The organism is Sphaerisporangium sp. NBC_01403, from assembly GCF_045040145.1.
In the GTDB taxonomy this organism is placed as follows: domain Bacteria; phylum Actinomycetota; class Actinomycetes; order Streptosporangiales; family Streptosporangiaceae; genus Sphaerisporangium; species Sphaerisporangium viridialbum.
Genome location: NZ_CP109534.1, coordinates 1,260,052 through 1,284,789, shown reverse-complemented (window position 1 = coordinate 1,284,789; position 24,738 = coordinate 1,260,052). Strand labels below are relative to the sequence as shown.

Here is a 24,738-nt window from a genome sequence, read left to right as displayed (position 1 = left end):
CCCGGCGACCGCCGCCGGCCGAGTCGTGGGGAGTCCACAATGGTTCACCCAGGTCGCCCGCCGCGCGCGGTGACCAGGGGCAGGACCGGCGTGCGCGTCTCCGCGATCTGCCGGGCGACCGCCACCGATCCGGCGACGGGCGGGGAGCCGGCGGCTCCGTGAATCTGATTCCCACCTCCGGCCGGCCGCCCCGCGGTTCCCGATCGCGACTGCGGACCGTCGGTCTGCGCGACCCGGCACGCTGCCGTTGATGTGGCTGCGGTTCCCGCGTGTGGAGGCTGTGTGGCGAATGTGTGGTCTCCGCGTCGATCGTTGCTCGTAAGGCGATCACGATCGAGAGGAGGGACGGGTCCGCGCCAGATGATCTCGAGGTGTGAACGGGATCGACGATCGCGTCCGGGCAGGCCGCCGCCTTGGGCCGCAGGTACCTCGATCACATATGCAGCCAAGCTCATGAAACGGAGTGCAACAGCATCATGTCTGTCAGCCTTAAGCGGGGACTGGCCGTCCTCGTCGCGACCGCGGCGACAGTGACGACCATGTCCGTGGTCTCTCCGGCCTTCGCGTCCTCGCGAGTGCTCTATGCCATCTATCCGACGTCCGCGGATTGCCGGGCGGCCGGGAACGCGCTGATCCGGGCGAAGTACGCCCGTGACTTCGAATGCCTGTGGGACAGCCCAGGGTTCGCCCTCTGGGTGCAGACGGTCAAGTAATCCAAGCACGACCCGCAAGGAGGATCCGATATGCGACGCAAGCCCGGACGGGCCGTAGCCGTCCTCATCGCCACAGCGGCGGCCGCCGTGAGCATGGCCGCCACCCCCGCCATGGCCGCCTCGTGGAAGCTGGTAGAAGTCTTCCCGACCTCGGGTGAGTGCTATTCGGCCGGGGATGCCTACGTCCGCGTGCACTACGCGCAGAAGTACCAGTGCAAGTGGGACAGCCCTGGATTCGGTCTCTGGCTGTACCGGTAACGATGCTCCGGGCGCGCTCGGCGGAATGTCCCGGCCGAGCGCGTTCCCGATGACTCTCTTCGTCGCCATCCCACGAGTACGAAGCTTTCTCAGTGCACCTGGTTCGCGTGAAGCTCGAGTAGTACGGCGATCTCCTCGCACTCTGACGGCGAGATGGTTTCCAGAGCCGTCGAAGCCTTCTGCCAGGCGCCGACGGCCGCCTCAAGGTCCCCGGCTTCACGGCGCACGTCGCCCAGCGCACGCAGCGCCAGGCCCTGACGCCGGGGAGCGGGAATGCCCTGACAGATCGCGACGACCGTCTCCAGGACCGTGGCCGCCTCGTCGAACCGCCGCCGCGAGCGATGGAGCTCCGCCCAGACGAACAGGACGCGAGCCTCGCCCAGACGTTCGTCCACGCTTCGGTACGTGGCCAGAGCCTCGCCCAGGAGATGCTCGGCGTCCTCGAACAGCCGCAGAGCGAGTTTGGCGGAGGCGAGCCCCAGGGAGGCGTAGGCCGTGCCACGGGGGAAACCGAGATCGGCGAAGAATGTCAGGGCCTGGGCGAAGGACTGTTCGGCGGCGGCGGGCTCGTCCTGGGCGAGCTGGATCTCACCCAGGAGGATCCGGGCGAACTCGCGGGCACGGACGTCGCCCACAGACCCGGCCTGCTCGACGGCGCGTTCGATGTAGGGACGGGCAGCGGCATGCCTGCCCTGGTTGAAGTGGATCTGGCCTATCCCCCGCAGCACCGCGATCTCCGAACCCCGATCACCGGCCTCTGCCAGGCCGCCCGCCGCCTCGTCGTAGCAGGCCAGCGCCGCCGGGTATCTCCCTTCGACGCGATGCAGCTCGGCCATGTTGACCAGAGCGAGCGCGTGCCCGTACCGGTCGCCGACCTTCGCGAACAGCCGGAGCGAATCTTCCAGGACCTCGCCGCCGCGGAGGTTCTCGTCCTGTGCGAGGAACAGCCCGGCGAGTCCGTTCAGCACAGCCGCCTCACCTCTGAGGTTCCCCGCGTCGCGGGCGCAGGACAAGGCGGTTTCGTGCGTCATCCGCCATTCGTCGTAGAAGCTTCGGGTCTCGAACAGGTGCATGGCGCTGGAGGCGAGCTCCCAGCACAGCTCGTCGAACCCCAGCGACGCGCATTGGCGGACGGCGGCGACGACTCCGGCGCGCTCGGCGTCGATCCAGGCGAGCGGATCGCCTACGATACGGTCGGCGACCTGGAGGTCAGGCTGCCAGCTGCCTCCGTCGCCGTGGACGACACGGTAGTCACCGCCACACAGCCGGGCATGCGCGTGCCGCGCCATGACCAGCCAACCGCTCAGAGCGCGTTCGAGGGCCGTGGTCCGTTCGGCGTCCCCCTCCTCGTCCTCGGCGCGCTCTCGCGCGTACATACGGGTCAGATCGTGGAACCGGAAACGAACCCGCCCGTCAGGACCTCGGCCCGCGATGTCCAGGAGGCGGACATCGACCAGCTGCTCGATCAGATTCTCGGCCTCGGGCTCAGGCACGTCGAGCAAGGCGGCGCCGGCCCAGATCGCGAAGTCGGGCGCTTCCAGCAGCCCCAGCCGGCCGAACATCCGCTGCGCCTGAGAGGAGAGGCCTTGGTATCCGACGGCGATGCTGGCCCGGACCTCCCGGGAGCCGTGGGAAAGCCGGCTGAGGCGACTGCGGGTGTCGCTCAGGCAGGAGACCAGGTCACTCAGGCTCCAGTACGGCCGCGCGGCGAGCTTCGCGCCGGCGATCCGCACGGCCAACGGCAGCCTGCCGCAGAGCTGCACCAGCTCACGGGCGTGGTCCGGCGATTCGGCGGCCTTCTGGGGCCCGATGATGTGTTCCAGCATCTCGACCGCCTCGTCGACCGAGAGTACGTCGAGGTCGATCAGCTGGGCCGCCGGCAGCGCCGTCAGGCGATGCCGGCTGGTGATCAGAACGGCGCATCCCGGCGTGCTCGGGGTCAGCGGGGAAACCTGCGCCTCGTCCAGCGCGTTGTCGAGCACCACCAGGTAGCGCTGGTCGGCGAGCTTCGAGCGATAGAGTTCAGCGCGCTGGTCCAGTTCGGCCGGCACCGTGGAGCTGTCCATCCCGAGCGCGCGCAGGAACCGGCCCAGCGCTTCCGCGGGATGGACGGGATGCTTCTCACCCCCGCGCAGGTCGATGTACAACTGCCCGTCGGGAAACGCGTGCCGGATTTGATGGGCGATGTGGACGGCCAGCACTGTCTTGCCCACGCCCCCTTGACCAGAGATGGCGCCGACGGGCACGGTCGCACCGGTGGACGCCTCCTGGCGGCGCGTCGAGAGCAATTCCTTCGTCACGGCGGACAGCTCCTCGCTCCTGCCGACGAAGTCGGCGTGATCGGGTGGGAGCTGGCAGATCGGGCCCCGCCGTTCCGGGTCGGTCGCGGCCAGGTCATCGGTCAGGATGACGGCCTGCAGCCGCCGCAGTTCCCTGCCGGGCTCGATGCCCAGCTCGTCCACGAGCCGGGCGCGGGCCTGCCAATAGGCCTGCAGAGCCTTGTCACGCTGCCCGTCGGACGCGAACGCGAGCATGAGCAGCTGCCACGCCCGCTCGCAAAGAGGATTCTCCGCCAGGAAGAGCCGCAGCTCGCCGATCGCCTCTCCATACCGGCCGATCCGGAGTTTCGCCTCGGAGCAGTCGAGCCGCGCATCGGTCAGCCGCTCCTCCAGCTCGCTCACGCGGGCGAGCATCGAGCTGCTCAGCTGGATGCCCTCGACGGGACGCCCGCGCCACAACAGCAAGGTGCGCTCGAACCGGCGGACGGCGGCGCCGACGTCACCCTGCTTCACCTCGGCTCGCGCGCGCCGTACCTCCTGGTCGAACGTGAGCAGATCCACCTCCTCCGGACCGGCTTCCAGCAGGTAGCCTGACCTTTTCGTCGACAGTCGGGTATCACCGGAAAGCGCCTTGCGTATCTGGGTGATATGGGTGTGCAGGTTGGAGACGGCCGAGGCCGGAGGGGTCTCCCACAGCGCGTCGATCAACCGTTCCCGTGAAACCCAGGTGTTGACGTTGAGAAGGAGCACCGCCAGAACCGCGTACTGTTTGCCTCTGAGATGGATCTCTCGCCCGTCGGCCCCGCGCACGTAAACGGGGCCTAAGACGCCGAAGGTCGTTGTCACCACGGCCGTACTCCCGCTGGGTCGTTCTGGGGTTAATCCATGGCTTCTTGCGACAGCTGTTGATCACGATAGGCCCGCGAAGGCCGGTGCCGTCAAGGGGCTCACGTGTGCGCCCTCCCTTCTCCTGGTGGAGCGGGCGCCGGGCCTTCGGTGCCGGCCCGCAGGTTGTCGAGCATGCGCCGCAGCATGCCGGTGAGCAGGCGCGACTCGTGCTCGGAGAACCCCGCCGGCAACCGTGAGGTGACCTGCCCGAAGAGGGGTGCCACCGGAATAAGGTTCGTTGGATTCTCCGCGATTGCTACTGGGACCCCCCGGGATCCGGGGCTTGCCGATCGGCGGCCGTGGGCTACTGTTCTAGAACAGTCGAGAGAGAGAAGACGAGCATGGGCGAGATGTCCTGGTCCGGTCGGCAGGGCGTCACGGTGCCCGCCGCCGCCCGCGCGATGAGCGACCCCGGCGCCACCGGCCGGTTCGGAACCTACGGCGGGCGGTACGTGCCGGAGTCGCTGATCCCGGCCTGCCACGAGATCGAGGCGGCGTTCCGTGAGGCCTGGGGCGACCCCGAGTTCCGCAGCAGGCTTTCCACCCTGCTCACGGTCTACGCCGGCCGCCCCACTCCGTTGACCCCCGCCTGGCGGCTCTCCCATGAGCTCGGCATCACCCTGTTCCTCAAACGCGAGGATCTCGCGCACACCGGCTCACACAAGATCAACAATGTGATCGGCCAGGCGCTGCTCGCTCACCGGATGGGCAAGGAACGGCTGCTGGCCGAGACCGGCGCGGGCCAGCACGGCGTCGCCACGGCGACCGCCGCGGCGCTCCTGGGCCTCAAGGCGACCGTGTTCATGGGCGAGCGGGACATCGAACGGCAGGAGCTCAACGTTCTGCGGATGAACGTGCTGGGCGCGGAGGTCGTGCCGGTCACGACCGGGAGCCGCACCCTCAAGGACGCCTGCAACGAGGCGATGCGGCACTGGGTGTCGTCGGTGGACGACTCCTACTACTGCATCGGGTCGGTGATGGGCCCGCATCCCTATCCGTGGATGGTGCGCGAGTTCCAGCGGGTGATCGGTGAGGAGGCCCGCGCCCAGTGCGCCGCCGAACTCCCCGTCGGTGTGCCCGACTACGTGGTCGCCTGCGTCGGCGGCGGCTCCAACGCCGCGGGCACGTTCGCCGGCTTCGTCGACACCACTGCCCGGCTCATCGGGGTCGAGGCCGAGGGCGGCGCGGCGGCGACCTTCGGCAGGGTCGGGGTGCTGCACGGCTTCCGCTCGCTGGTCCTCCAGGACGAGGACGGCCAGGTGACGGAGGCCCATTCGGTCGCGGCCGGCCTCGACTATCCGGGGATCGGCCCCGAGCACGCCCATCTACGCGACGGGGGGCGCGCCCGCTACGAGACCGTGAACGACGAAGAGGTCGTCCAGGCGCTGCTGTGCCTGGCCCGCACCGAGGGGATCCTGGCCGCGCTGGAGTCCTCGCACGCCGTGGCCTGGGTGATCCGGGCCGCCAAGTCCGGCGAGATCGCGCCGGGGTCGACCGTGATGCTGACTCTCTCCGGCAGGGGAGACAAGGACATCGCCTCCATCAAGGAGCTGCTGTGACCGAATCCCTGGAAGAATTCCTGATCGCACGCCGTGGCACGGGGCGTCCCCTGCTGGTGCCCTATGTCACCGCCGGGGTCACCCCCGGGTGGACGGACGTCGTCCACGCCTACGCCGACGCCGGAGCCGACGCCGTCGAGCTGGGCTTCCCCTTCTCCGATCCCATGCTGGACGGCGTCACGATCCAGGAGGCCTCCGACCGGGCGATCGCGGCCGGGACCACGGTCAGGGGGATCCTCGAGAAGGTCGCGACGCTCGACGTCGACGTGCCGCTCATCGCGATGACCTACAGCAATCTGGTGGTGCAGCAGAGCACCGCGGAGTTCTGTGCGGCGCTCACCGCGAGCGGGCTGCGCGGGCTGATCGTGCCCGACTCGCCCCTGGAGGAGGTCGGGGAGCTGGCGGACGCCGCGGCGGCCGAGGGCCTGGATCTCGTGCTGCTCGCCGCTCCGTCCTCCTCCCGGGCCAGACTGCGCGAGATCACCGAGCGCAGCCGGGGCTTCGTCTACGCCCTGACCCGCATGGGCACCACCGGCGAGCGCGGCGAGATTCCCGAGCAGGCCGCCCGGCTCGGCCGCGAGCTCAAGGGACTCACCGACCGGCCGGTCCTGTTCGGTTTCGGGGTCTCCAACCCGGCGCAGGCCGCCGCGCTGGCGGGTCATGCCGACGGCGTCGTGGCGGCTTCGGCGCTGATGCGCAAGCTCCTCGACGGCGCCCGGCCACGCGAGCTGGGAGAATATGTGGCGAGCATTCGACGCGCACTCGACCAGGGAGCCAGATGAGCAGTACGCCCCGCTACCGCGCCATCGCCGACGACCTGACCCACAAGATCAAGTCGGGCCACTACCGCGCGGGCGAGGCGTTGCCCGCGCAGCGTGAGCTCAGCGCCTTCTACGGCGTGACGATGATGACGCTGCGGCAGGCGTTGCAGGTCCTCAGCGGCGAGGGTCTGATCGTCCAGCGGGCCGGCCGCGGCACTTATGTGACGCCGGCCAGTGCGGAGTACCCCCTCGACACGCTGCGCAGTCTCGGCGACGACCTACGCAGGCAGGGTTACCCCCTGCGGACCGAGGTGCTGTCGGCCGCGATCCGGCAGGCCCCGCGCTCGCTCACCCGGCTGCTGGGCGACGCGCCGGCCGACCGCCGGGCTCTCCGGCTGGCACGCGTACGGCATCTGCTGGGCCGGCCAGCCGTCCACCAGGTCTCCTGGATCGTCGAGCCGCACGCCTCGGCGATCAAGGGGACCGATTTCACCGAGACCCCGCTGTACACCGCGCTCGCCGACGTCGGCGCGCGAGTGCACCGGGCGACTGAACGGGTCAGGCCGGCCCTGCTCACCGCCCTGGTCGCGGCGCGGCTGCAGCACCCGGCGGGCAGCCCGGTCTTCGTCAGCGAACGGGCGACCTATGACGACCAGGGCGCCCTGGTCGTCATGGACCACGCCACGATCCTCGGCGAGTGGATGGAGATCAGGGCCGAGCGCAAGGCCACGGACCTGTCGCTGCACTGGGTCTCCCAGCGCTGACCGTTCACGGTTTGAGGAGAAGATCCAGACGGCGACCCCGCGACCTGCCGGGCGGCCGCCAGGTCGTAGATGATGAACAGTCCCGGCGAAGGCAGTGGTCACCCCGCTAGGCGTAGGGCTCCAGGCGGGGGCGTTTGGGGTCGACGGCGTCGCCGGAGGAGGTGCCCCGCAGGCGGCGGCCCACCCACGGGATCAGGTGCTCGCGCAGCCACAGGCGGTCCTCGCGGAGCTTCGCCCTGCGGTCGACCTGCTCCCTGGGCGGCCAGGCATGGCGCCAGTCGTCCTCGGACGGCACGCCGAGGACCTCGCAGACCTTCGCGGCGACCAGGCGGTGCCCCTCGGCGTTCATGTGGAGCCGGTCGTCGCTCCACGCCCGCCAGTCGCGGATCGGCTGCATCGACCACTGGTCGACCACGTGGCAGCCGTACAGGTCGGCGATGGAGCGGATGTGCAGGTAGAACACCGCGAACCTGCCCCGCACCTGCCGCATGAGCGGGGTGTCACGCGGGTCCACCCCGGTGAACAGCACGACGTCGGCGCCGGTGGCGCGCAGGTCGCGCACGGCCCTGGACAGCGTCTTGGCCATGCGGTCGGGGTCGCTGCCCGGCCGCAGCAGGTCGTTGCCGCCGGCGCAGAAGCTGATCAGGTCGGGCTTCAGCTCGATCGCCACCGGCACCTGGTGCTGCACGATCTGGTCGATCAGCTTGCCGCGCACCGCGAGGTTAGCGTACCGGAAGCCGGGCTCCAGCGCGGCGAGGCGCTCGGCCACCCGGTCGGCCCAGCCCCGGAAGTGCCCGTTCTCACCGGGGTCGTTGAGCCCCTCGGTGAAGCTGTCGCCGATCGCGACGTAGGAGGTGTAGGCCCTCATCGCCCGTCCTCCGCGATCGCCCGCAGCGCCAGCTCGTACGACCGCAGGCCGAACCCCGCGATGGTGCCGCTGGCGACCGAGGCGACCACCGAGGTGTGGCGGAACTCCTCGCGCGACGCGGGGTTGGAGATGTGCACCTCGATCAGCGGCGCCGTGCGCTGGGCGATCGCGTCGCGCAGCGCGTACGAGTAATGGGTGAAGGCGGCCGGGTTGAGGACCACCGGGATGGCCCCGTCGGCGGCCTCGTGGATCCACGACACCAGCTCGGCCTCGTCGTCGGTCTGCCGGACGTCCACGGTGAGGCCGAGCTCCCTGCCGGTCTGGCGGCACAGGGCGGCCAGGTCGTCGAAGCTCGCCGCGCCGTAGACATCGGGCTCGCGGATGCCGAGCCGCCCGAGGTTCGGGCCGTTGAACACGAACACCGTTCTCATCGCGCCCCGCCCTCCGCGCCGCAGACGAACCTCAACCTCATCGCGCCCTCGCCGTGCCGCTCACGCCGGACACGAAAGCCGCCGTCGGCAGCCGCCGTCGGCGCGATCTCCGCCGTGCCCTCCGCACGCCCGACCGTCATCGTCCGACCTCACGGTAGGCGGCCTCGAGCAGCTCCTCCGGGGGGTCCTCCAGGCGCGCGACCTTGCCGATGTCGTCGAGGATGACGAACCGCTGCTTGGCACCGCGGTTCTTCTTGTCGACGCGCATGTGGTCGCGCAGCTCGGGCCAGGCCTCGTGGCGGTAGGCCGTCGGGAGGCCGACCGAGCTCAGGATCGACCGGGTGCGCTCCACGAGGCCCGGGCCCGCGTGGCCGGACAGCCGGGACAGCTCCGCGGCGTAGACCATGCCGATGGCGACGGCCTCGCCGTGCCGCATGTGGTAGCTCTCGACGCGCTCGATCGCGTGGGCCAGCGTGTGGCCGTAGTTGAGGATCTCGCGCATGCCCGACTCGCGGAGGTCGGCCCCCACGACGTCGGCCTTGACCCGGATCTTGCGCTCGATCAGTGCCCGTGTGTGCCGGCCCTCGGGCACCCGGGCGCCCTCGGGGTCGTCCTCGATGAGGAGCAGGATGGTCGGGTCGGCGATGAAGCCGCCCTTGATGACCTCGGCGAGCCCGGCGACGTAGTCGTCGCGCGGCACCGAGACCAGGGTGGCGAGGTCGCACAGGACCCCGACCGGCGGGTGGAACGAGCCGACGAGGTTCTTGCCCTCGGGGGTGTTGATGCCGGTCTTGCCGCCCACCGCCGCGTCGACCATGCCGAGCAGCGTGGTGGGCATCTGGACGACCTTGACCCCGCGCAGCCAGGTGGCCGCCACGAAACCTGCCAGATCGGTGGTCGCTCCCCCGCCGACGCCGACCACGGCGTCCGACCGGGTCACTCCGTACCGGCCCAGGGCCGACCAGAGCTCGGCGGCCACCTCGATCGACTTGGCGCGCTCGCCGTCGGGCACGGGAAGCGCCACGACGGACAGACCGGCGGCCTCCAGCACCCCGCAGACCGGGCGGGAGATCTCGGGAAGGCTCGCCGGGTGGATCACCGCCACTGTGCGCACGCCGTCGCCCAGCAGGCCCGGCAGCTCCGCGAGCACACCGGCCCCGACGACCACGTCGTACGGGCGCTCGCCCCTGACCGTGATGCGGGTGCTCGTCACGCCGGAAGCTCCTTCAGGATCTCGTCGGCGATCTCCTCGGGCGCCCGGCCGTCAGTCGCCACGACGATCGAGGCGAGCCGCTCGTAGACCGGGCGGCGCTCCTCCATGAGCCTCTTGAGCTGGCTGCGCGGGTTGAGCACGAGCAGCGGGCGCGCCTGCGCGAGACCGACCCGCTGCACGGCGTCGGACAGGCCGACCTGGAGGTAGACCACCGAATGCCCCGCGAGGAGCTCCTGGGTGGCCTCGTTGAGGATGGCGCCGCCGCCGAGCGCGAGCACGCCGTCGTGCCCGGCGAGCGCCTCGCGCACCGCCGCGGCCTCCAGCTCGCGGAACCGCTCCTCGCCGTCGTCGACGAAGATCTCGGCGACCGGCTTGCCCGCCACGGCCTCCACGTCCGTGTCGGTGTCGCGGAAGGCCGCGCCGAGACGCTGGGCCAGCAGGCGGCCGACGGTGGACTTGCCCGACCCGGGCGGGCCCACCAGCACAGCTCTGGGAGACGTCACTTGATCACCATCGACGAAAGGTAGCCGGAAAGGTTGCGGGCGACCTCCTCAACGGAGTCGCCGCCGAACTTCTCGACGGCCGCGTCGGCGAGCACCAGCGCGACCATCGCCTCAGCGACGATACCGGCGGCGGGAACCGCGCACACATCCGACCTCTGGTTGATCGCTTTGGCGGGCTCGCCGGTGAGCACGTCGATCGTGGAGAGCGCGCGCGGCACGGTGGAGATCGGCTTCATCGCGGCGCGCACCCGCAGCGGCTCGCCGTTGGTCATGCCGCCCTCGACGCCTCCGGCGCGGTTGGTGACGCGGCGGACGCCCTCGGCGGTGTTCTCGATCTCGTCGTGGGCGCGGGAGCCCCGCCTGCGCGCGGTGTCGAACCCGTCGCCGACCCCGACGCCCTTGATCGCCTGGATGCCCATGAGCGCCCCGGCGAGCCGCGAGTCGAGGCGCCGGTCCCAGTGGACGTAGCTTCCGAGGCCCGGCGGCAGCCCGTACGCGACGACCTCGACCACCCCGCCGAGCGTGTCGCCCTCGCGCTTGGCCGTGTCGATCTCCTCGATCATCGCCGCGCCGGCCTCGGGATCGAGGCAGCGCGCCGGGTGCTCGTCGACGGCGGCGAGCTGGTCGGGCCCGGGGATGAGGCCGTCCGGGGCCTCGGCGGTGCCGATGGCGATCACGTGGCTGACGATGTCGACGCCGAGCGCCTGCTTGAGGAAGTTGCGCGCGACCTGGCCGAGGGCGACCCTGGCTGCGGTCTCGCGGGCACTGGCCCGGTCGAGGATCGGGCGGGCGTCGTCGAAGCCGTACTTCTGCATGCCGGACAGGTCGGCGTGGCCGGGACGCGGGCGCGACAGGGGCGCGTTGCGCGCCTGGGCGGCGAGAAGCTCGGGGTCGACCGGGTCGGCCGCCATCACGGTCTCCCACTTGGGCCACTCGGTGTTGCCCACGCGGATCGCGACAGGGCTGCCCAGCGTGCGGCCGTGGCGCACGCCGCCGACGATCGTCACCTCGTCCTGCTCGAACTTCATCCGCGCGCCGCGGCCATAACCCAGGCGACGCCTCGCCAGGGCCTGCTCCACGTCGGCGGTCGTCACCTCGACCCCGGCGGGCATCCCTTCGAGGATCGCGACGAGCTCGGGGCCGTGGGACTCACCTGCGGTCAACCAGCGCAACATGATGACAAGTCTTCCATGCACGGCCCAGTGCCATCGCCGCCCCCGAACCGATCAGCGCGGTCACTGCGGCAAGGACTCCGACCCGATCAGCGCAGTCGTTCCGGCGACGGCTCCCAGCCGATCAGCGCAGGACCGCGGCGAGGGCTCCGAGGAGGATGAAGGGCCCGAGGGGGAACTGGCTCCGCAGGGTGCCCCGGCGGGTGACCAGCAGCACGACGGCGTAGAGCGCGCCGAGGAACTGGCCGCCCACCGCGCCGGTTATCCAGGCGTCAAGGCCGAGGGCGCCGGTCAGCATCCCGGTGAGCCCGGCCAGCTTGACGTCGCCGAGCCCGAGCGCGCCGGGCCGTGCGAACCACAGGACCGCGTAGACGCCGGCCAGCGCCAGACCGCCCAGCAGCCCCGCCATCAGGTGGCCCGTGGGGGCGAGCAGCAGGACGAGGATCGGGTAGGAGGGCAGCGTGAGGGCGTCGGGCAGCCGCTGGGTCCGCCAGTCGATCAGGGCGAGCGCGCACCCGGCCACCGCCGCGTACGACCAGGCGGCGAGCAAGGGAGTCCACCCGATCCGCCACGCGACCAGTGCGCAGACGGCGGCGGTGCCCAGCTCCACCAGAGGCGGCCACGCGGGCACCGGCACGGCGCGCGCCATGCGGCGAAACGCCTGACGAGCCTCCACCCGGTACGCCCGCCGCGCCTCGGCCGCCTCCTCCCGCGAGAGCCCGTCCTCGGGGGTTTCCTGCCCCGAGAACCCGTCCTCGGGGGTTTCCTCCGGCGAGAGCCCGTCCTCGGGGGTTTCCTCCGGCTCCCCGGACGGGTCCCCATCGGGCCTGGCGGCCGGAGGGCTCCCGCCGTGCCCGGCGGCCGGATGGCCTACTTCGGCTGCCCGGCGATCGCCATCGGGGCGGCGGTCGTCGTCAGGTCCGACGGCCGGGCCGAAGCCGCTTGCCAGGGCGCGGGCGTAAGACCCCGCGACCAGCCCGAGGAGCGCGGCCCCAGCGACGACGAAGCTCACCCGCCGACCCTAATCCCTGATGGGCCAGCTGGACCGGTGGTGACCGGATCACGAGAAGGCCCGGGGCCTACCGGGGTCCCTGTCCTAAGGAGTGAAGCCGGGGCCGTACTGGGCTCCCTCGTCAGAGACCGGAACCGGGGCCCGTACCGGCCTCCATCGCCGGAGGACTCAAAGGGAAGGGTGGACGACCTTCGGGAGTTCAGTGCTTGGGGCGGCGGAAGCGCCGGAAAAATCCGCTTTTGGGGGTGGTAACCCGGGCGACGGTCACCTCGGCGTGCTCGGCCAGCCCGTTCAGCAGGGCCTGGATGCCCTCTCCCTCGGCCGTGACGTGCCCGATCGAGGCGAGGGCACGCAGCATTCCGCCCTCGATCGCGAACGGCACCGGGCCTGCCACGTCGATCACGACGGCGGCGGCCTCCTCGCCGAGCGCGGCCCGGCAGACCTGCGGGGTCACGGCCTGCATGGGCCGGGCGTCCGCACGCCAGAGCTTCAGCGACTCGGTCCCGGTGAACGCGGGAACCGCCTTCCTGCCGTCGGCGCCGACCAGCACCGGCAGGGCCATCTCGCTCTCCTTCTCCTGCCTGAGCCCGTGCTCGCCGACCTCGGACTCCGTCAGCAGGGCCACGACGGGCACGAGCAGGCGCGCCGTGCTCAGGGCCGACACCACGTCGGTGGAGTCGGCCGTACCGGCGGCGAAGGCGGCCAGCGCCGCCGCGACGGACGCGTCGGCGCTGCCGTCGTCGCCGGGGACCAGAGGCTGCGGAATGCTTGGCACGACCCGCGAGCCTACCCGCCACGCCGGTCCGCTCGTGTCAGCCGAGGTCGGCGATGGCGGCCACGGGGCCGCCGCCCGAAGGGCCCTGGTGGACGGCCGCGACCGAGACGAACACGGCCGGGTCGCCGGTGACGCTCGCGGCCACCCCGCCGACCGTGGCCTTGATCTGCCGGTGCCAGTGCACGTCGGAGTCGTCGAGCATGATGTTCCTGCGCCCGCGCACCCGGCCGCTCGGGTCGGCCTCGCACTTCATGAACACGTTGACGAGCTTGTCGCCGAGGTCGCTCGGGTGCGGGCGGTCGGGCAGCTCGATGCCGCTCCCGCGGATCGCCTCCCAGATGCCGTCGGCGTCCAGCGCGTCCTTCATCACGCTGTGCCCGATGCGGTACCTGCCGCCGATGCCGCGCACGTTGCCGACCACGACGATCTGCGCGCGGTCGAGCTCGACGCCGGAGGAGCACGAGGCGACGCTGGAGTAGAGGGACAGATCCTTGTGGATCTGGTCGGCCGAGGGCATCTCGATCTCGCCGAGCGCCACCGCGATGCCGAGGGCGGTCGTGGAGTTGGAGATGTCCATGGAGGGGCCGGTGTCCTCGATCACGACGTCCTGGCCGCGCGACTTCGCGTCGGTGATCGTGGCGAGGGTGAGCAGCGGGGTCTTGGTCTGGACGTAGTGGACGTCGGCCGGATCCTCGATGCCCGCGATCTTCATCGCCTCGCGCACGCCGGCGGCGACCTTCTCCACCATGGCGGGGCGGCCGATGTCCTCGGGCAGGATGACGTCGCTCATCGCGACGCCGACCGAGACGCGCGGCTCGTCCGAGGGCTCGACGCTAGAGGGGTCCACGGAGGCGAAGATCGTCGCATGCGGGCTGAGCACACCGTCGGTGCCGCCCGACCACACCAGCGGCACCTGCGCGGCCTCCTCGGGCGTACGGGTGCCCTTGGCGACGAGCACCTCGCGGAAGGCGCGGTCGGCGAGGATGCGGGTGTAGTCGTTGACGCCGCCGTTGCCCTCGGTCTTGCCGATCACGGCGAGCACCCGGTCGGCCTCGATCACCCCGTCGTCTATGAGTTTCGCGAGCCCGGAGGCGTCGGTGACGCTCTCGATGGCGACCTTGCGCACCTCGATCGGATCCGGCATATCTCCTACCTCTCAGTCATTTCACTCGTCTAATCCAGGACGCATGGAATACGGCACGCCTCGCGCCGCGGGCGGTCACGGCTCGATGATGGTGCCGGCACCGCCGGTCAGCGCCCCGCCGATGTGCTCCAGCGAGGTGATCACCGCCCGGCCGCCGCCCTCGGCGAACCGCAGCGCCGCCTCCACCTTGGGGCCCATGCTGCCACTCGCGAAGTGCCCCGCCGCCTGAAGCGCGCGCATCTCCCCGACGGTGACGCGGCCGATCGGGCGGGCCTCGGCCGTGCCGAACCCGGCGACGGCCCCGGGAACGTCGGTGGCCAGGACGAGCACGGTCGCCCGTACGGCGGGCGCCAGCACCGCGGCGGCCGTGTCCTTGTCGACCACGGCCTCGACCCCGCCGAGCGAGCCGTCGGCGCGGCGGACGACGGGCACTCCCCCGCCTCCCGCGACCACCACCGTGTACCCCGCGTCCATCAGGGCGAGCGCGGCCGGCGCGTCGAGGATCTCCAGAGGGCGCGGTGAGGCCACGACCCGCCGGAAGCCCCTGCCGGGGAACTCCCGCCACGTCTGGCCCAGTTCCTCGAACCTGCGCGCCTCCGCCTCGGTGAAGTACCTGCCGATGGGCTTGACCGGGTTCTGGAACGCCGGATCGCCGGCGTCCACGAGCGTCCGCGTCACCACCACGGCCGTACGGCCGCCGAGGGCGTTGAGGATCAGCACGCCGATCGTGGCCTGGGTCTGCGCGCCGCACCAGTCGAGCGGCACGGGGGGCACCACGTCGGCGGCGAGCTGGTTCTTCAGGAGAAGGTTGCCCACCTGGGGGCCGTTACCGTGCGTGAGGATCACCTGGTGACCCTCGGAGATCAACGCGGCGACGTGCGCCATCGCCCCTTCGACGGCCTGCCGCTGATCGACCGGCGACGCGCTGCCGTCGGGCGCGGTCATCGCGTTGCCACCGAGAGCGATCAGTACGCGTTCACCCACAGCCCGAAGCTATCCACACTGGCACGTCACCTCATTGGCCATAATTGCCCACAAACCACGCCTCCTTCGGAGTAATTCGCCAAGCCGAGCGCCTTGATGGCTCTGTCGCCACTATTCGGCCTCAGAGAGCCCGCACATCGGTGAACACCTGTTCAGGAGCGGTCCACGGCGTCATACTGGTCAAGATCGGCCGCCCGCCACCGAGCGGGCCGTCCGCCACACGTTCTACCCCAGCAGCCCGCACGGCTCGTGCCCGTCCCCCTGGCGGTCCCCATGACCTCGTCCGACGCGCTCACCGACTGGCGGCGGCTCGACGCGGTGACGCGGAGCGCCGTGAAAGACCAGGCCGTCCGGGGGCGCCCCCACCACCGGCCACGGGTCGCCGCCGTCTCGGCGCGTTACGCGGGAGCCGCGCTGGCCAGGCCGACGGGGTGGATATCGCGGTCGTCGTGGGCGTTCTCGTCGTCGTCCCGCTCGCCCTCCTGTGGGACGCCGAGGACATGTCCTGGCCGGACAGGCTCGTCGTCGTCGCCCTGGCGAACGTCCTGCCCATCGTCATCACCGCCGAGATCCTTCGCGGCAGGCGCGAACGGCTGCTCCGGATCCTCACCGCGAACCGGGAGCCCCGCGCGTTCGCACCGCTCGTCTCCGCGCCGGGCACACACGTCGGGGGCGCGAGGCTGACCGCCCGCGTCACCGCCAGGCGGCTCCTGCGGGCGGACACCATCCCGCTCGGCATGCTCCTGTGGCTGCTGATCGGCCTCGCCGCGCTCCTGTTCTCCTCGGGTGAGAGGCGGCTCGGATACCTGATCATCCTCATGATCATGCTCTTTCAAGGGTTCGCCGCCGTGCTGCGCTGGCTGTACTGGCTCCGCGGGAACCGCACGGCGCTGGTCGTGGCCGCGGACGGCGTCGTGATACCGGGCGTGCCGGACATCCGGCTGGCGTGGGAGGACATCGGCGAGGTCAGGCTCCTCCCCCTCCCCGCCTTGTACAGGAACGGCCGTCCCGGCGACACGGTCGTGGCGTTCGTGCCGGCGGACCGCCGGAGGCTGTCCCGCGAGCGGGACACGCCGCGCTGGGGAGACGTGCGGACCGGCTTCTTCGCCCTGCCGGACGGCTGGCTGGCCCCCGCCGCCGACGAGATCGCCTCGGCGGTCGTACGGCTGTCGGACGTGCCGGTGGTCGACTACCGCTAGCGGCCGGCTGGAACCCTGAACTCATCGCCGGGAATGTCACCACATGCGGGTCAGCAAGGCCGGCGGCACCGCCGGGACTGACCCCATCCCCGGCCGAACCGGGATGGCGGCGAGGCGTCAGGGTGCGGGCCGCCGCCTAGACCGGGGCGACGAAGCCCCAGAGGACCTGGGCGATCTCGTCCACCTCGGCGAACTCGCCCGAGGCCACCGCGGAGACCAGGTCGTAGACCGAGTCGTCGTCGGTGTCGAGCTCGACGCCGTTGTATTCCAGGAAGACCACCGTGCACACCCAGGCGAGCCGCTTGTCGCCCTCGACGAACGGAGGGTGGACGGCCAGGGAGTGGAGCAGCGAGGCGGCCTTGATCAGCATGTGGGGATACGCCTCGTGGCCGAACATCGAGGCCTGCGGCCGGTGGACGGCCGAGTCGAGGAGCCCGGCGTCACCGAGCTCCGGAGGCGCCCCCGCCGTGAGCTCGGCGAGGTCGATCACCTGCTCCACGGTCAGATAGCGCGTCATCCGCCGGGCTCCGGGGCCGGGTGGATCAGGCGGGGTCCCGAAGGCGGGCGGGCCGGGGGGCGCGTCATTCGCCGAGCCGGTCGAGGACGGCCCGCCAGCGCCTGACCGCGGCGACCCCGAGGCGGCGCACCTCCTCGTCGGCGTCGTGGCGCGCGATGTACTCGTCCACGGCGGCGTGCACGACCTGCTGCACGCTGCGCCCTTCCTTCTCGGCGCGCCGGCGCAGGGCCTCTGTCTGCTCGTCACTCAGGCGAAGCGTCATGGCCATACCTCCACGGTACGCATCCGGCATCAGGATGATATTGGACACGGCGAGTGTATGACTATTTACAGAACGCTGTCAGCCGATTTCCCGTGCAGACGGCTGAGCCGCGCGACCGCCTCGTCGATGATCTCGTCCCTCTTGCAGAAGGCGAACCGGACGAAATGCCTGCCCAGCTCGGGCCGGTCGTAGAAGACCTGGGTGGGAATGGCGACGACTCCGGCCAGCTCGGGAAGGCGTCTCGCCAGGTCGACGCCGTCGGTGAAGCCGAGCGGCCGGATGTCGGTCTGCACGAAGTAGGTGCCGGCGGGGCGGTACACGCCGAATCCCGCCGCGGACAGCCCCGCCATGAGCCGGTCGCGCTTGGTGGCGAGCGCGTCGCGGAGCCCGGCGACCCACCCCAGCTCCTCGCGGAGGGCGTGGGCGACGGCGAGCTGCCACGGGGCGTTCGCGGTGAACGTCAGGAACTGCTTGACGGTCTGGACGGCCCCCACCAGCTCGGCCGGCGCGCAGATCCACCCCGTCTTCCAGCCGGTGACGGAGAAGGTCTTGCCCGCCGAGGAGATCATGACGGTGCGCTCGCGCATGCCCGGCAGCGTGGCGAGCGGGATGTGCTCCACGCCGTCGAAGGTCAGGTGCTCGTACACCTCGTCGCTGATCGCGATCAGATCGTGCTCCTGGCACACGGCGGCGATCGCCGACAGCTCGTCGGCGGTGAAGACGGTGCCGGTGGGATTGTGCGGTGAGTTGACCAGGATCGCCCGGGTGCGCGGGCCCACGGCGGCGCGCAGCTCATCGGGGTCGAAGGCGAACCTGCCCTCGGACGGGCGCAGCGTCACCGGCCTGCGCACCGCCCCGGCCAGCGAGATCGCGGCGGCGTAGGAGTCGTAGTAGGGCTCGAAGACGATCACCTCGTCACCGGCCTCGCACAGCGCGAGGACGGAGGCGGCCAGCGCCTCGGTGGCGCCCAGGGTCACCAGGATCTCGCGGTCGGGGTCGTAGACCAGCCCGTAGTGCTCCTTGCGGTGCTCGGCGACCGCCTGCCGCAGCTCGGGCAGGCCGGGCCCGGGAGGGTACTGGTTGAAACCCTCGCGGATCGCCGTCACGGCCCGCTCCAGCATCGCCGAGGGCCCGTCGGTGTCGGGGAAACCCTGCCCGAGGTTGATCGACTCGGTCCGTACGGCGAGCGCCGTCATCTCGGCGAACACCGTCGTGCCGAACTCGCGCATGCGGGCGACCAGAGGTTCGTTCACGCCGGTCAGCCTATCGGGCCGCCGCGCGCTAGCCTCTTCGAGTGATCGCCCTGTTTACCCCCGATTGCGGGATGCGTCACTTTGGTCCTCCCTGGTGACGCGCATCCGGGAGCTGGACGCGCTGCGCGGCTTCGCGGTGTGCGGGATCACGCTGGTCAACACCTGGCAGCACACGGTCGGCGCGATCGGGCGGCACACCACGACGCCCGTCGACTGGATCGTCGAGAACCTCCTGCAGAGCCGCTTCTTCCCCATCTTCTCCTTCCTCTTCGGCGTGAGCTTCGTCCTGTTCCTCCGGTCCGCCGCGCGCAGGACGCCGCGCCCCCGGCTGGTCCTGCTCCGCAGGCTCGCCGTACTGGCCTGCCTCGGGCTGCTCCACCGGATGGCCAACCCCGGCGAGGTGCTGCTGCCCTACGCCGTCACCGGGGCGATCGTGCTGCTGCCCGCGTCCTACCTGCACCGCCTGCTCGTACTGCTCGCCGGGGCCGCCGCCACGCTGTGGGCGGCGCTCGCGCACGCCGGAGGGGTCTGGCTCGTCCCGGGCGTGTTCCTGCTCGGCATGGCGGTGATCGAGTACGCCCCGGGGCCGCGCGCCCTGAAACCCGCGTTCCTCACCAGTGCCCTGCTCGGCGTGGCGCTCACCGGAGCGTGGGTGTACCTGTGGGGGCGTCCGGGGGCGTTCGACTTCCCGTACACGGTGAGCGTCTACCCGCTCGCCGGCCTCGCCGCCGCGACGGCCTACTGCACCGGCGTGCTGCTCCTGCTGCGCCACCGGCCCGGCTCCCTGGCGTTCCTCGAACCGCTCGGGCGGATGGCGCTCAGCGCGTACGTCTCCAGCACCCTCGCCATCCTCGCGGCGCTGCCCCTCCTCGTGCTGGACGGCGGCAGGACCGGGGTCGTGGCCGTCGCGGCGGTCACCATCGCCGTGCAGGCGGCCTTCGCCCACTGGTGGCTGGCGCGTTTCAGGTACGGCCCGCTGGAGTGGGCGTGGCGCTGCCTCACCTGGTGGGAGATCGTGCCGAACCGGCGCCCGGCCGAAGGCCCTCCGGCCTGACCCGGCCGTGGCTCTCGGCACGCGAGGCCTCTGGCCTTAGGCTTGTGCGGTGACCCGCATCGCCCTGTGCCAGATCCCGGTGTCCGAGGATCCCAAGAGCAACCTCGAGTGCGTGCGCGACGCCCTCGGAAGGGCCGCCTCGCGCGGCGCCACCCTGGCCGTGTTCCCCGAGGCCACGCTGACCCGGTTCGGCAAGGGCGTCGCCGAGCACGCCGAGCCGCTCGACGGCCCGTTCGTCACGGCCGTGGCCGACGCGGCGCGGGCGCACGAGGTCGCGGTCATCCTCGGCACCTTCGAGCCCGCCGGCGGCCGGGTGCACAACACCGCCGTCGCCCTCGACCGGCGCGGCAGGCTGCTGGCCGCCTACCGCAAGATCCACCTGTTCGACTCCTTCGGCGCCCGCGAGTCCGACCTGGTCGCGCCGGGCGACACGCCGGTGGTCGTGGAGCTGGAGGGCCTGCGCGTCGGCCTGATCACCTGCTACGACATCCGGTTCCCCGAGCTGGCGCGCGCTCTGGTCGACCAGGGCGCCGACGCGTTCGTCGTGATCGCCGCGTGGGGCTCGGGCCCGATGAAGGAAGAGCACTGGGCCACGCTGGTCAGGGCGCGGGCCATCGAGAACACCATGTGGACGGTCGCGGTCGGGCAGGCCCCGAACCCCGAGGCCAGGGACGGCTTCGGAGTCGGCAGGAGCATGCTCGTCGACCCGATAGGAGTGGTTCGCACCGATCTGGGCCCCGCAGGCGCCGTCCAGGTCGTCGAGATCGACCCGGCCGAGACCGAGCGCGTGCGCACCACGCTTCCCTCCCTGGAGCACCGGCGCCCAGATATTTATCGCGCCGTGCCGAACGCCGAGGTCCGCGGATCGTAAAATGCGGGATGTGAGCGAGCCGGCGCGAAGTACTCAGATGCAGAAGGTCATACCGCCTCGCCTGCTGGTGCCCTATCTCGCGGGCCAGCGAACGATCATCTCCGGCTATGTCTACCGCGTCCAGGACTGCTCACGGCTGACCAGCCCTGAGCAGATCGTCTCCGCGCTCGACCTCTCCTTCGAGGGCTCCGAGCTCACACCCTCGGTTCCCGAGCTGTACATTCTCCGGTGGCAGGTCCGCGACACCGACAACTACGTCGTACCCTACGGCCCTCACATGGGCGGAGATTGGAACGATTCGCCGCCCTTCGCGGGCAACGGGTTCACCACCTCCCGCCAGCACGTCGTCCCCCAGTTCCACACCACCCCGATGCCCATCCCGGCGGGAGCGGAGATCCAGCACGTGACCACGCGCGGCGAGCGGCGGTTCGCCGAGTACGACGGGCTCACCTGGCGGCGCGCGGCATGAGCGACATCGAGCCCGTGGGCCTCGGCTTCATCGCCCACCAGCACGAGCAGACCTACGCCGCCGCCCTCGGCCCCGGCCCCGACGACGTCATCCTGTTCAGCGAGGAGTCCAGGGAGGGGTTCGCCCAGACGGGCGGCTACTGGCGGCGGCAGGTCCGGCGCGGCGACCTCGAATGGCTCGTCCTGCTGCGCACGGTGGGCGCGTTCGGCGGGGAGCCCTGCGTGGTGCTCGACGAGGACGACGACGGCCTGCACATCGCCTACACCGGCCACAGCGGCCTCAAGGCCGAGGCCCTCGGCTACTGGATGGTCGACCACGGGGCGTACGAGGTGGTTGTGCCGCACGAAGAGGTCCACTCCATCCGCGTCGAGCGCATCCCGATCCCCTGTCAACCGACCCAGGCCGCGAGTGTCTCTGGTATGTGACCCAAGCTCCCGTTCTATCCCGCGAGCGACCGACCTTCGCCGAGATCTTCGCCGCGCACTACTCGGCGATGGTCCGGCTGGCCGGGCTGCTCGGCGCGGACGACCCGGAGGACATCGCGCAGGAGGCCTTCGCGCGCCTGCACCTGAGACAGGCGCGCCTACGCGATGACGGCGCGGCCGTGCCGTACCTCCGCTCGATCGTCTGCAACCTGACCCGCAACCGGATACGCCACCTGAGGCTCGTACGGCTGCGCAGACCCGAACCGCCTCCTCCGGAGCGCAGCAGCGAGCAGGCCTTCCTGATCACCGAACGGCACCGCGACCTGCTCGAAGCGGTCGGACGGCTGTCACGGCGGCAGCGCGAGGCCCTGGTGCTGCGCTACTGGCTCGACCTGTCAGAACGCGAGATCGCCGACGCCATGGGCGTCTCCCCCGGCTCGGTGAAGAGCCACACCAGCCGCGCCATCGCGGCACTCGGCCGTGCCCTGGAGGAGAACGATGATTGAGCAAGACCTGCGCGACGCCCTGCGCGCCCAGGCCTCGGCCTACGAGGTCGGCCCGCACGCGTGGCTGGAGGTACAGCGGCGCGCCGGACGGGCACGCCGCCTGAGGTGGTCGATGCTGGCGGCCGTCCCGCTCGCTGCGGGCGCCGTGCTGGCCGGGGTGCCTTTGGTCATCCTGCACGGCGGGCCGGGCACGGTCACCGGCGCCACGACCGCCGCCTCCGGCGAGCCCGCACCGACGTACAAGGACGCCTACGAGGCCGGCATCGCGGCCAATCCGCCGATCGGCGGGACGATCGGCGTGGTCAACCCCGCGGACGGAAGGTCGATGCGCCTGTGGTTCGCCCAGGTGAAGGGCAAGTACGTCGACCTCTGCTCGGCCACCCAGCTGTCATCGGGCGGCACCGTCGGGGGCTGCTGGTACGACTCGCGAAACCCCGCCCATACCGGTGAGAACGGCTGGTACGTGGGTGGCAGCGGGGGAATGCTGCCACGCCCGGACGAGGTCATCAGCTACGGCGCGGCCCGGGACGCGGTGACCAAGGTCGAAGCGGTGACCCGCGACGGCTCCCGGATCCCCGGCACGATCCACCGCCCGAAGGGCGCCCCGCTGGCGATCTGGACCGTGTCCTACCCTTCCCGGGCCAAGGTGACGGCATTCGAGCTCTCCGGCGCCGGTGAAAAGGTCCTCCAGCGGGTGAAGGCCGACACCGCCCCTCCCGCGGAGCCGAACGCGAGGCCCCTCGGACCTGCCGTGGAGCTGGGCGGGGGGATGACCGCGCGACTGCACGAGGACCAGACCCTGGTCTGGCGGCGCGACGGAAAGGTGGTCGCGTTCACCGTCGTCGCGTCGTCGCCCGTCCTGAAACCCGGAGAGACCCTCGCGGACACGCTGGTGGGCAACCAGACGCCGGTGATGTCACAGTTCACCGAAGGCCGCTGGTTCGGCTTCGCCAGGGCCGGCACCGACCAGGTGGTGCTGACCTTCAAGGGCGGCGACTCCATGCGGGCCCTCAAGGACGGCGACCCCGTACGAGCCCTCAGGGACGGCGGCTCCGTGCGGACCGGGACGACGCCCGCCCCGTGGAACCAGGACGCGGTGCTGTTCTCCGCGCCGTACACGCACAAGGGCGACATCTATGCCGAGGGTTACCTGATCACCGGGTACGACCGCGACGGCAGGGAGATCTGGCGCGAGGACGCGAAGCCCGTCCCCCCGCTGTGGCAGGCCGCGCCGCCCTCCTCCTCTCCGGGCGGTCCGGAGTCTCCTGGATCCTCCAGCCCAGCCGGGACTTCCGGTTCGTCCGGTTCTCCGGGTCAGACGGCGCCGCCGAGGTGACGGTAGCGGGCGAGGCGGGTGGTCAGGCGGTCTTCGGGCGGATGCCGCATCAGGCCGATGATCTCGTATTCGAGGGTCCTGGCCACCCGCTCGCAGAAGGCCTCGGGCTCGTAGGCGGCGTCGGGTAGCTCGGGGATGATCCGGTCGACGATGCCGTCCCGCTTGAGGTCCGTCGCCCGCACTCCCTGGGTCTTGGCGATCTCGGGGGCGAAGTCGATGGTGCGGTACAGGATCGCCGACGCGCCCTCGGGCGGGAGCGGGGACAGCCAGCCGTGCTGGGCGCAGAGCACCCGGTCGGCGGGCAGCAGGGCCAGGGCGGCCCCGCCCGCTCCCTCCCCGAGGAGCAGGCAGACGGTCGGCGCGTCCAGCATCACGAGGTCGGCGAGGGAACGGGCGATCTCGGCGGCCAGCCCGCCCTCCTCCGCCGCCTTCGACAGCGCCGCCCCGGCCGTGTCGATCACGGTGACCAGCGGCAGGCCCAGCTCAGAGGCCAGGTGCATGCCCCGGCGGGCCACCCGCAGCCCGGCGGGACCGAGGTGGCGGCCCGCGCTCTGCCGGCGGCGGTCCTGGCCGAGCACGACGGCTGGAGCCGTGCCGAACCTGGCGAGGGCGAGCAGCAGGCCGGGGTCGTTCTCCCCCACACCCGTGCCGTTCAGCGGGGTGACGTCGGAGGCGCCCAGCTTGAGCAGGGCCCGCACCCCGGGCCGGTCGTCGCGCCGGGACCGGCTGATCGCCTCCCAGGCCTCCACGGCTACGGCCCGCTCCTCGGGCTCCGGCCCGCGCGTGAGCCCCTCCCCGCGTACCCCGATCTCCTTGGGCGCGCAGAGCACCGACAGCGCGCGGATCGCGATCGCGCGGGCGTTCTCGGCCGACACCACGGCGTCGACCAGGCCGTGCCTGAAGAGGTTCTCCGCGACCTGCACGTCCTGCGGGAAGGGATATCCGTACAGGGACTGGAACACCCTCGGGCCGAGGAAGCCGATCAGCGCGCCCGGCTCGGCGGCGGTGACGTGGCCGAGCGACCCCCACGACGCGAACACCCCGCCGGTGGTGGGGTGGCGCAGGTAGACGATGTACGGCAGGCCGGCGGCACGGTGGGCGGAGACGGCGGCGCTGATCTTGATCATCTGGACGAAGGCGAGCGCGCCCTCCTGCATCCGAGTGCCGCCCGAGGCCGGGGCGGCGAGCAGCGGCAGCCCCTCGGCCGTCGCCCGCTCGACCGCGCGTACCAGCCGCTCGGCGGCGGCCACCCCGATCGACCCGGCGAGGAAGGAGAACTCGCAGGCCATGACCGCCACACGGCGCCCGCCGAGCAGCCCCTCCCCGGTCACCACCGACTCGTCGTACCCGGTCTTCGCCCGCGCGGAGGCCAGCTCCCCGGCGTACGGGGAGCCGGGCGGCGCGGGGTCCACGGTCGGCTCGTCCCACGACTTCCACGAACCGGGGTCGAGGACGGTGCGGATGAGGGTGTTGGCGTCCGGCCGGCTCGGGCTCATCGGCTCCCTCCGCCGTTCCCTGTGCA

At 71.5% G+C, this 24,738-nt stretch carries 29 protein-coding genes; 13 read left to right on the top strand and 16 right to left on the bottom strand.

All coding sequences use genetic code 11. The annotated features are described in order from the left end of the window. The first annotated feature begins 39 nt into the window (after nt 1-39). The 3 genes from OG589_RS05525 (at nt 40) to OG589_RS05515 (ending at nt 971) form a co-directional block, all read left to right on the top strand. Nucleotides 40-162 carry a hypothetical protein gene (locus OG589_RS05525; RefSeq protein WP_405146762.1) on the top strand — a complete coding sequence of 41 codons (123 nt, stop codon included), beginning with the start codon at nt 40-42 and terminating at the stop codon, nt 160-162. 314 nt (nt 163-476) lie between these two features. Next, nucleotides 477-713, top strand: coding sequence for a hypothetical protein (locus OG589_RS05520; RefSeq protein ID WP_405146760.1), 237 nt, complete (start codon nt 477-479; stop codon nt 711-713). Nucleotides 714-743: 30 nt separating this feature from the next. Beyond that, nucleotides 744-971, top strand: coding sequence for a hypothetical protein (locus tag OG589_RS05515; RefSeq protein WP_405146758.1), 228 nt, complete (start codon nt 744-746; stop codon nt 969-971). An 89-nt stretch (nt 972-1,060) separates the two neighbouring features. On the opposite strand, the gene OG589_RS05510 is transcribed toward OG589_RS05515, so the two are convergent. Both OG589_RS05510 and OG589_RS05505 read right to left on the bottom strand, forming a co-directional pair. Further along, nucleotides 1,061-4,099, bottom strand: coding sequence for a BTAD domain-containing putative transcriptional regulator (locus OG589_RS05510; protein ID WP_405146756.1), 3,039 nt, complete (start codon nt 4,097-4,099; stop codon nt 1,061-1,063). 98 nt (nt 4,100-4,197) lie between these two features. Further along, on the bottom strand, nt 4,198-4,362 hold the full coding sequence (locus OG589_RS05505) for a hypothetical protein (RefSeq protein WP_405146754.1): 165 nt from the start codon (nt 4,360-4,362) through the stop codon (nt 4,198-4,200). Nucleotides 4,363-4,479: 117 nt separating this feature from the next. On the opposite strand from OG589_RS05505, the gene trpB reads away from it, so the two are divergent. Genes trpB through OG589_RS05490 form a run of 3 tightly spaced genes read left to right on the top strand, consistent with a single transcriptional unit; the run spans nt 4,480 to nt 7,222 of the window. Continuing rightward, complete coding sequence (gene trpB / locus OG589_RS05500; RefSeq protein WP_405146752.1) at nt 4,480-5,697, top strand: tryptophan synthase subunit beta; 1,218 nt, start codon at nt 4,480-4,482, stop codon at nt 5,695-5,697. Then, the gene (gene trpA, locus OG589_RS05495; RefSeq protein WP_405146750.1) at nt 5,694-6,479 is read left to right on the top strand and encodes a tryptophan synthase subunit alpha; all 786 of its coding nucleotides are present in this window, start codon (nt 5,694-5,696) and stop codon (nt 6,477-6,479) included. The genes trpB and trpA overlap by 4 nt, the downstream gene beginning before the upstream one ends. After that, nucleotides 6,476-7,222, top strand: a complete 747-nt coding sequence (locus tag OG589_RS05490) for a GntR family transcriptional regulator (RefSeq protein WP_405146748.1) — start codon at nt 6,476-6,478, stop codon at nt 7,220-7,222. Before trpA ends, OG589_RS05490 begins: the two co-directional genes overlap by 4 nt. Before the next feature lie 106 nt (nt 7,223-7,328). On the opposite strand, the gene OG589_RS05485 is transcribed toward OG589_RS05490, so the two are convergent. From OG589_RS05485 to OG589_RS05440, 10 genes are all read right to left on the bottom strand, one after another. After that, nucleotides 7,329-8,090 carry an SGNH/GDSL hydrolase family protein gene (locus OG589_RS05485; protein ID WP_405146746.1) on the bottom strand — a complete coding sequence of 254 codons (762 nt, stop codon included), beginning with the start codon at nt 8,088-8,090 and terminating at the stop codon, nt 7,329-7,331. Beyond that, entirely contained in the window at nt 8,087-8,521 is a 435-nt protein-coding gene (aroQ, locus tag OG589_RS05480) for a type II 3-dehydroquinate dehydratase (RefSeq protein ID WP_405146744.1), read from the bottom strand. The genes OG589_RS05485 and aroQ overlap by 4 nt, the downstream gene beginning before the upstream one ends. Then, nucleotides 8,518-8,661 (bottom strand): hypothetical protein, encoded by a 144-nt coding sequence (locus OG589_RS05475; RefSeq protein WP_405146742.1) that lies wholly within the window; start codon nt 8,659-8,661, stop codon nt 8,518-8,520. Before OG589_RS05475 ends, aroQ begins: the two co-directional genes overlap by 4 nt. After that, nucleotides 8,658-9,734, bottom strand: a complete 1,077-nt coding sequence (gene aroB / locus OG589_RS05470) for a 3-dehydroquinate synthase (RefSeq protein ID WP_405146740.1) — start codon at nt 9,732-9,734, stop codon at nt 8,658-8,660. Before aroB ends, OG589_RS05475 begins: the two co-directional genes overlap by 4 nt. Continuing rightward, a complete protein-coding gene (locus OG589_RS05465; protein WP_405146738.1) occupies nt 9,731-10,237 on the bottom strand; it encodes a shikimate kinase in 507 nt (168 codons plus the stop codon). Before OG589_RS05465 ends, aroB begins: the two co-directional genes overlap by 4 nt. Then, nucleotides 10,234-11,412, bottom strand: coding sequence for a chorismate synthase (gene aroC, locus OG589_RS05460; protein WP_405146736.1), 1,179 nt, complete (start codon nt 11,410-11,412; stop codon nt 10,234-10,236). Before aroC ends, OG589_RS05465 begins: the two co-directional genes overlap by 4 nt. Nucleotides 11,413-11,533: 121 nt before the next feature. Next, the gene (locus OG589_RS05455; RefSeq protein ID WP_405146734.1) at nt 11,534-12,421 is read right to left on the bottom strand and encodes a prepilin peptidase; all 888 of its coding nucleotides are present in this window, start codon (nt 12,419-12,421) and stop codon (nt 11,534-11,536) included. Nucleotides 12,422-12,620: 199 nt separating this feature from the next. Beyond that, nucleotides 12,621-13,196 carry an SseB family protein gene (locus OG589_RS05450; RefSeq protein WP_405146732.1) on the bottom strand — a complete coding sequence of 192 codons (576 nt, stop codon included), beginning with the start codon at nt 13,194-13,196 and terminating at the stop codon, nt 12,621-12,623. A gap of 37 nt (nt 13,197-13,233) precedes the next feature. Continuing rightward, nucleotides 13,234-14,340, bottom strand: a complete 1,107-nt coding sequence (locus tag OG589_RS05445) for a ring-opening amidohydrolase (protein WP_405146730.1) — start codon at nt 14,338-14,340, stop codon at nt 13,234-13,236. Between the two features lie 75 nt (nt 14,341-14,415). Next, nucleotides 14,416-15,324: a carbamate kinase gene (locus OG589_RS05440; RefSeq protein ID WP_405146728.1), complete on the bottom strand. Its 909-nt coding sequence runs from the start codon at nt 15,322-15,324 to the stop codon at nt 14,416-14,418. A gap of 449 nt (nt 15,325-15,773) precedes the next feature. On the opposite strand from OG589_RS05440, the gene OG589_RS05435 reads away from it, so the two are divergent. Beyond that, nucleotides 15,774-16,523 (top strand): hypothetical protein, encoded by a 750-nt coding sequence (locus OG589_RS05435; protein WP_405146726.1) that lies wholly within the window; start codon nt 15,774-15,776, stop codon nt 16,521-16,523. 136 nt (nt 16,524-16,659) lie between these two features. Here OG589_RS05435 and OG589_RS05430 read toward each other — a convergent pair whose 3' ends face one another. The 3 genes from OG589_RS05430 to OG589_RS05420 all read right to left on the bottom strand — a co-directional run bounded on the left by OG589_RS05430 (nt 16,660) and on the right by OG589_RS05420 (nt 18,555). Then, on the bottom strand, nt 16,660-17,040 hold the full coding sequence (locus tag OG589_RS05430) for a type II toxin-antitoxin system death-on-curing family toxin (protein WP_405146724.1): 381 nt from the start codon (nt 17,038-17,040) through the stop codon (nt 16,660-16,662). Between the two features lie 64 nt (nt 17,041-17,104). Continuing rightward, nucleotides 17,105-17,302, bottom strand: coding sequence for a ribbon-helix-helix protein, CopG family (locus tag OG589_RS05425; protein ID WP_405146722.1), 198 nt, complete (start codon nt 17,300-17,302; stop codon nt 17,105-17,107). Nucleotides 17,303-17,367: 65 nt separating this feature from the next. Further along, nucleotides 17,368-18,555, bottom strand: coding sequence for a pyridoxal phosphate-dependent aminotransferase (locus OG589_RS05420; RefSeq protein ID WP_405146720.1), 1,188 nt, complete (start codon nt 18,553-18,555; stop codon nt 17,368-17,370). Nucleotides 18,556-18,649: 94 nt separating this feature from the next. On the opposite strand from OG589_RS05420, the gene OG589_RS05415 reads away from it, so the two are divergent. Genes OG589_RS05415 through OG589_RS05390 form a run of 6 tightly spaced genes read left to right on the top strand, consistent with a single transcriptional unit; the run spans nt 18,650 to nt 23,216 of the window. Further along, nucleotides 18,650-19,609 carry a DUF418 domain-containing protein gene (locus OG589_RS05415; RefSeq protein WP_405146718.1) on the top strand — a complete coding sequence of 320 codons (960 nt, stop codon included), beginning with the start codon at nt 18,650-18,652 and terminating at the stop codon, nt 19,607-19,609. Between the two features lie 49 nt (nt 19,610-19,658). Beyond that, nucleotides 19,659-20,480 (top strand): carbon-nitrogen hydrolase family protein, encoded by an 822-nt coding sequence (locus OG589_RS05410; RefSeq protein WP_405146716.1) that lies wholly within the window; start codon nt 19,659-19,661, stop codon nt 20,478-20,480. 10 nt (nt 20,481-20,490) lie between these two features. Next, nucleotides 20,491-20,949 carry a hypothetical protein gene (locus OG589_RS05405; RefSeq protein ID WP_405146714.1) on the top strand — a complete coding sequence of 153 codons (459 nt, stop codon included), beginning with the start codon at nt 20,491-20,493 and terminating at the stop codon, nt 20,947-20,949. Next, nucleotides 20,946-21,374: a hypothetical protein gene (locus OG589_RS05400; RefSeq protein WP_405146712.1), complete on the top strand. Its 429-nt coding sequence runs from the start codon at nt 20,946-20,948 to the stop codon at nt 21,372-21,374. Before OG589_RS05405 ends, OG589_RS05400 begins: the two co-directional genes overlap by 4 nt. Next, nucleotides 21,371-21,880: a sigma-70 family RNA polymerase sigma factor gene (locus tag OG589_RS05395; protein WP_405146710.1), complete on the top strand. Its 510-nt coding sequence runs from the start codon at nt 21,371-21,373 to the stop codon at nt 21,878-21,880. The genes OG589_RS05400 and OG589_RS05395 overlap by 4 nt, the downstream gene beginning before the upstream one ends. Beyond that, nucleotides 21,873-23,216, top strand: coding sequence for a hypothetical protein (locus OG589_RS05390; RefSeq protein WP_405146708.1), 1,344 nt, complete (start codon nt 21,873-21,875; stop codon nt 23,214-23,216). Before OG589_RS05395 ends, OG589_RS05390 begins: the two co-directional genes overlap by 8 nt. On the opposite strand, the gene OG589_RS05385 is transcribed toward OG589_RS05390, so the two are convergent. Then, the gene (locus OG589_RS05385) at nt 23,195-24,712 is read right to left on the bottom strand and encodes a carboxyl transferase domain-containing protein (RefSeq protein ID WP_405146706.1); all 1,518 of its coding nucleotides are present in this window, start codon (nt 24,710-24,712) and stop codon (nt 23,195-23,197) included. The genes OG589_RS05390 and OG589_RS05385 overlap by 22 nt on opposite strands. Nucleotides 24,713-24,738 lie beyond the last annotated feature (26 nt).

Excerpts from the sequence above, each read along its gene's own strand:
- OG589_RS05525 (WP_405146762.1), top strand. The coding sequence starts at position 40 with ATGGTTCACCCAGGTCGCCCGCCGCGCGCGGTGACCAGGGGCAGGACC.
- OG589_RS05520 (WP_405146760.1), top strand. The coding sequence starts at position 477 with ATGTCTGTCAGCCTTAAGCGGGGACTGGCCGTCCTCGTCGCGACCGCG.
- OG589_RS05515 (WP_405146758.1), top strand. The coding sequence starts at position 744 with ATGCGACGCAAGCCCGGACGGGCCGTAGCCGTCCTCATCGCCACAGCG.
- trpB (WP_405146752.1), top strand. The coding sequence starts at position 4,480 with ATGGGCGAGATGTCCTGGTCCGGTCGGCAGGGCGTCACGGTGCCCGCC.
- OG589_RS05490 (WP_405146748.1), top strand. The coding sequence starts at position 6,476 with ATGAGCAGTACGCCCCGCTACCGCGCCATCGCCGACGACCTGACCCAC.
- OG589_RS05485 (WP_405146746.1), bottom strand. The coding sequence starts at position 8,090 with ATGAGGGCCTACACCTCCTACGTCGCGATCGGCGACAGCTTCACCGAG.
- aroQ (WP_405146744.1), bottom strand. The coding sequence starts at position 8,521 with ATGAGAACGGTGTTCGTGTTCAACGGCCCGAACCTCGGGCGGCTCGGC.
- OG589_RS05475 (WP_405146742.1), bottom strand. The coding sequence starts at position 8,661 with ATGACGGTCGGGCGTGCGGAGGGCACGGCGGAGATCGCGCCGACGGCG.
- aroC (WP_405146736.1), bottom strand. The coding sequence starts at position 11,412 with ATGTTGCGCTGGTTGACCGCAGGTGAGTCCCACGGCCCCGAGCTCGTC.
- OG589_RS05445 (WP_405146730.1), bottom strand. The coding sequence starts at position 14,340 with ATGCCGGATCCGATCGAGGTGCGCAAGGTCGCCATCGAGAGCGTCACC.
- OG589_RS05430 (WP_405146724.1), bottom strand. The coding sequence starts at position 17,040 with ATGACGCGCTATCTGACCGTGGAGCAGGTGATCGACCTCGCCGAGCTC.
- OG589_RS05425 (WP_405146722.1), bottom strand. The coding sequence starts at position 17,302 with ATGACGCTTCGCCTGAGTGACGAGCAGACAGAGGCCCTGCGCCGGCGC.
- OG589_RS05400 (WP_405146712.1), top strand. The coding sequence starts at position 20,946 with ATGAGCGACATCGAGCCCGTGGGCCTCGGCTTCATCGCCCACCAGCAC.
- OG589_RS05390 (WP_405146708.1), top strand. The coding sequence starts at position 21,873 with ATGATTGAGCAAGACCTGCGCGACGCCCTGCGCGCCCAGGCCTCGGCC.
- OG589_RS05385 (WP_405146706.1), bottom strand. The coding sequence starts at position 24,712 with ATGAGCCCGAGCCGGCCGGACGCCAACACCCTCATCCGCACCGTCCTC.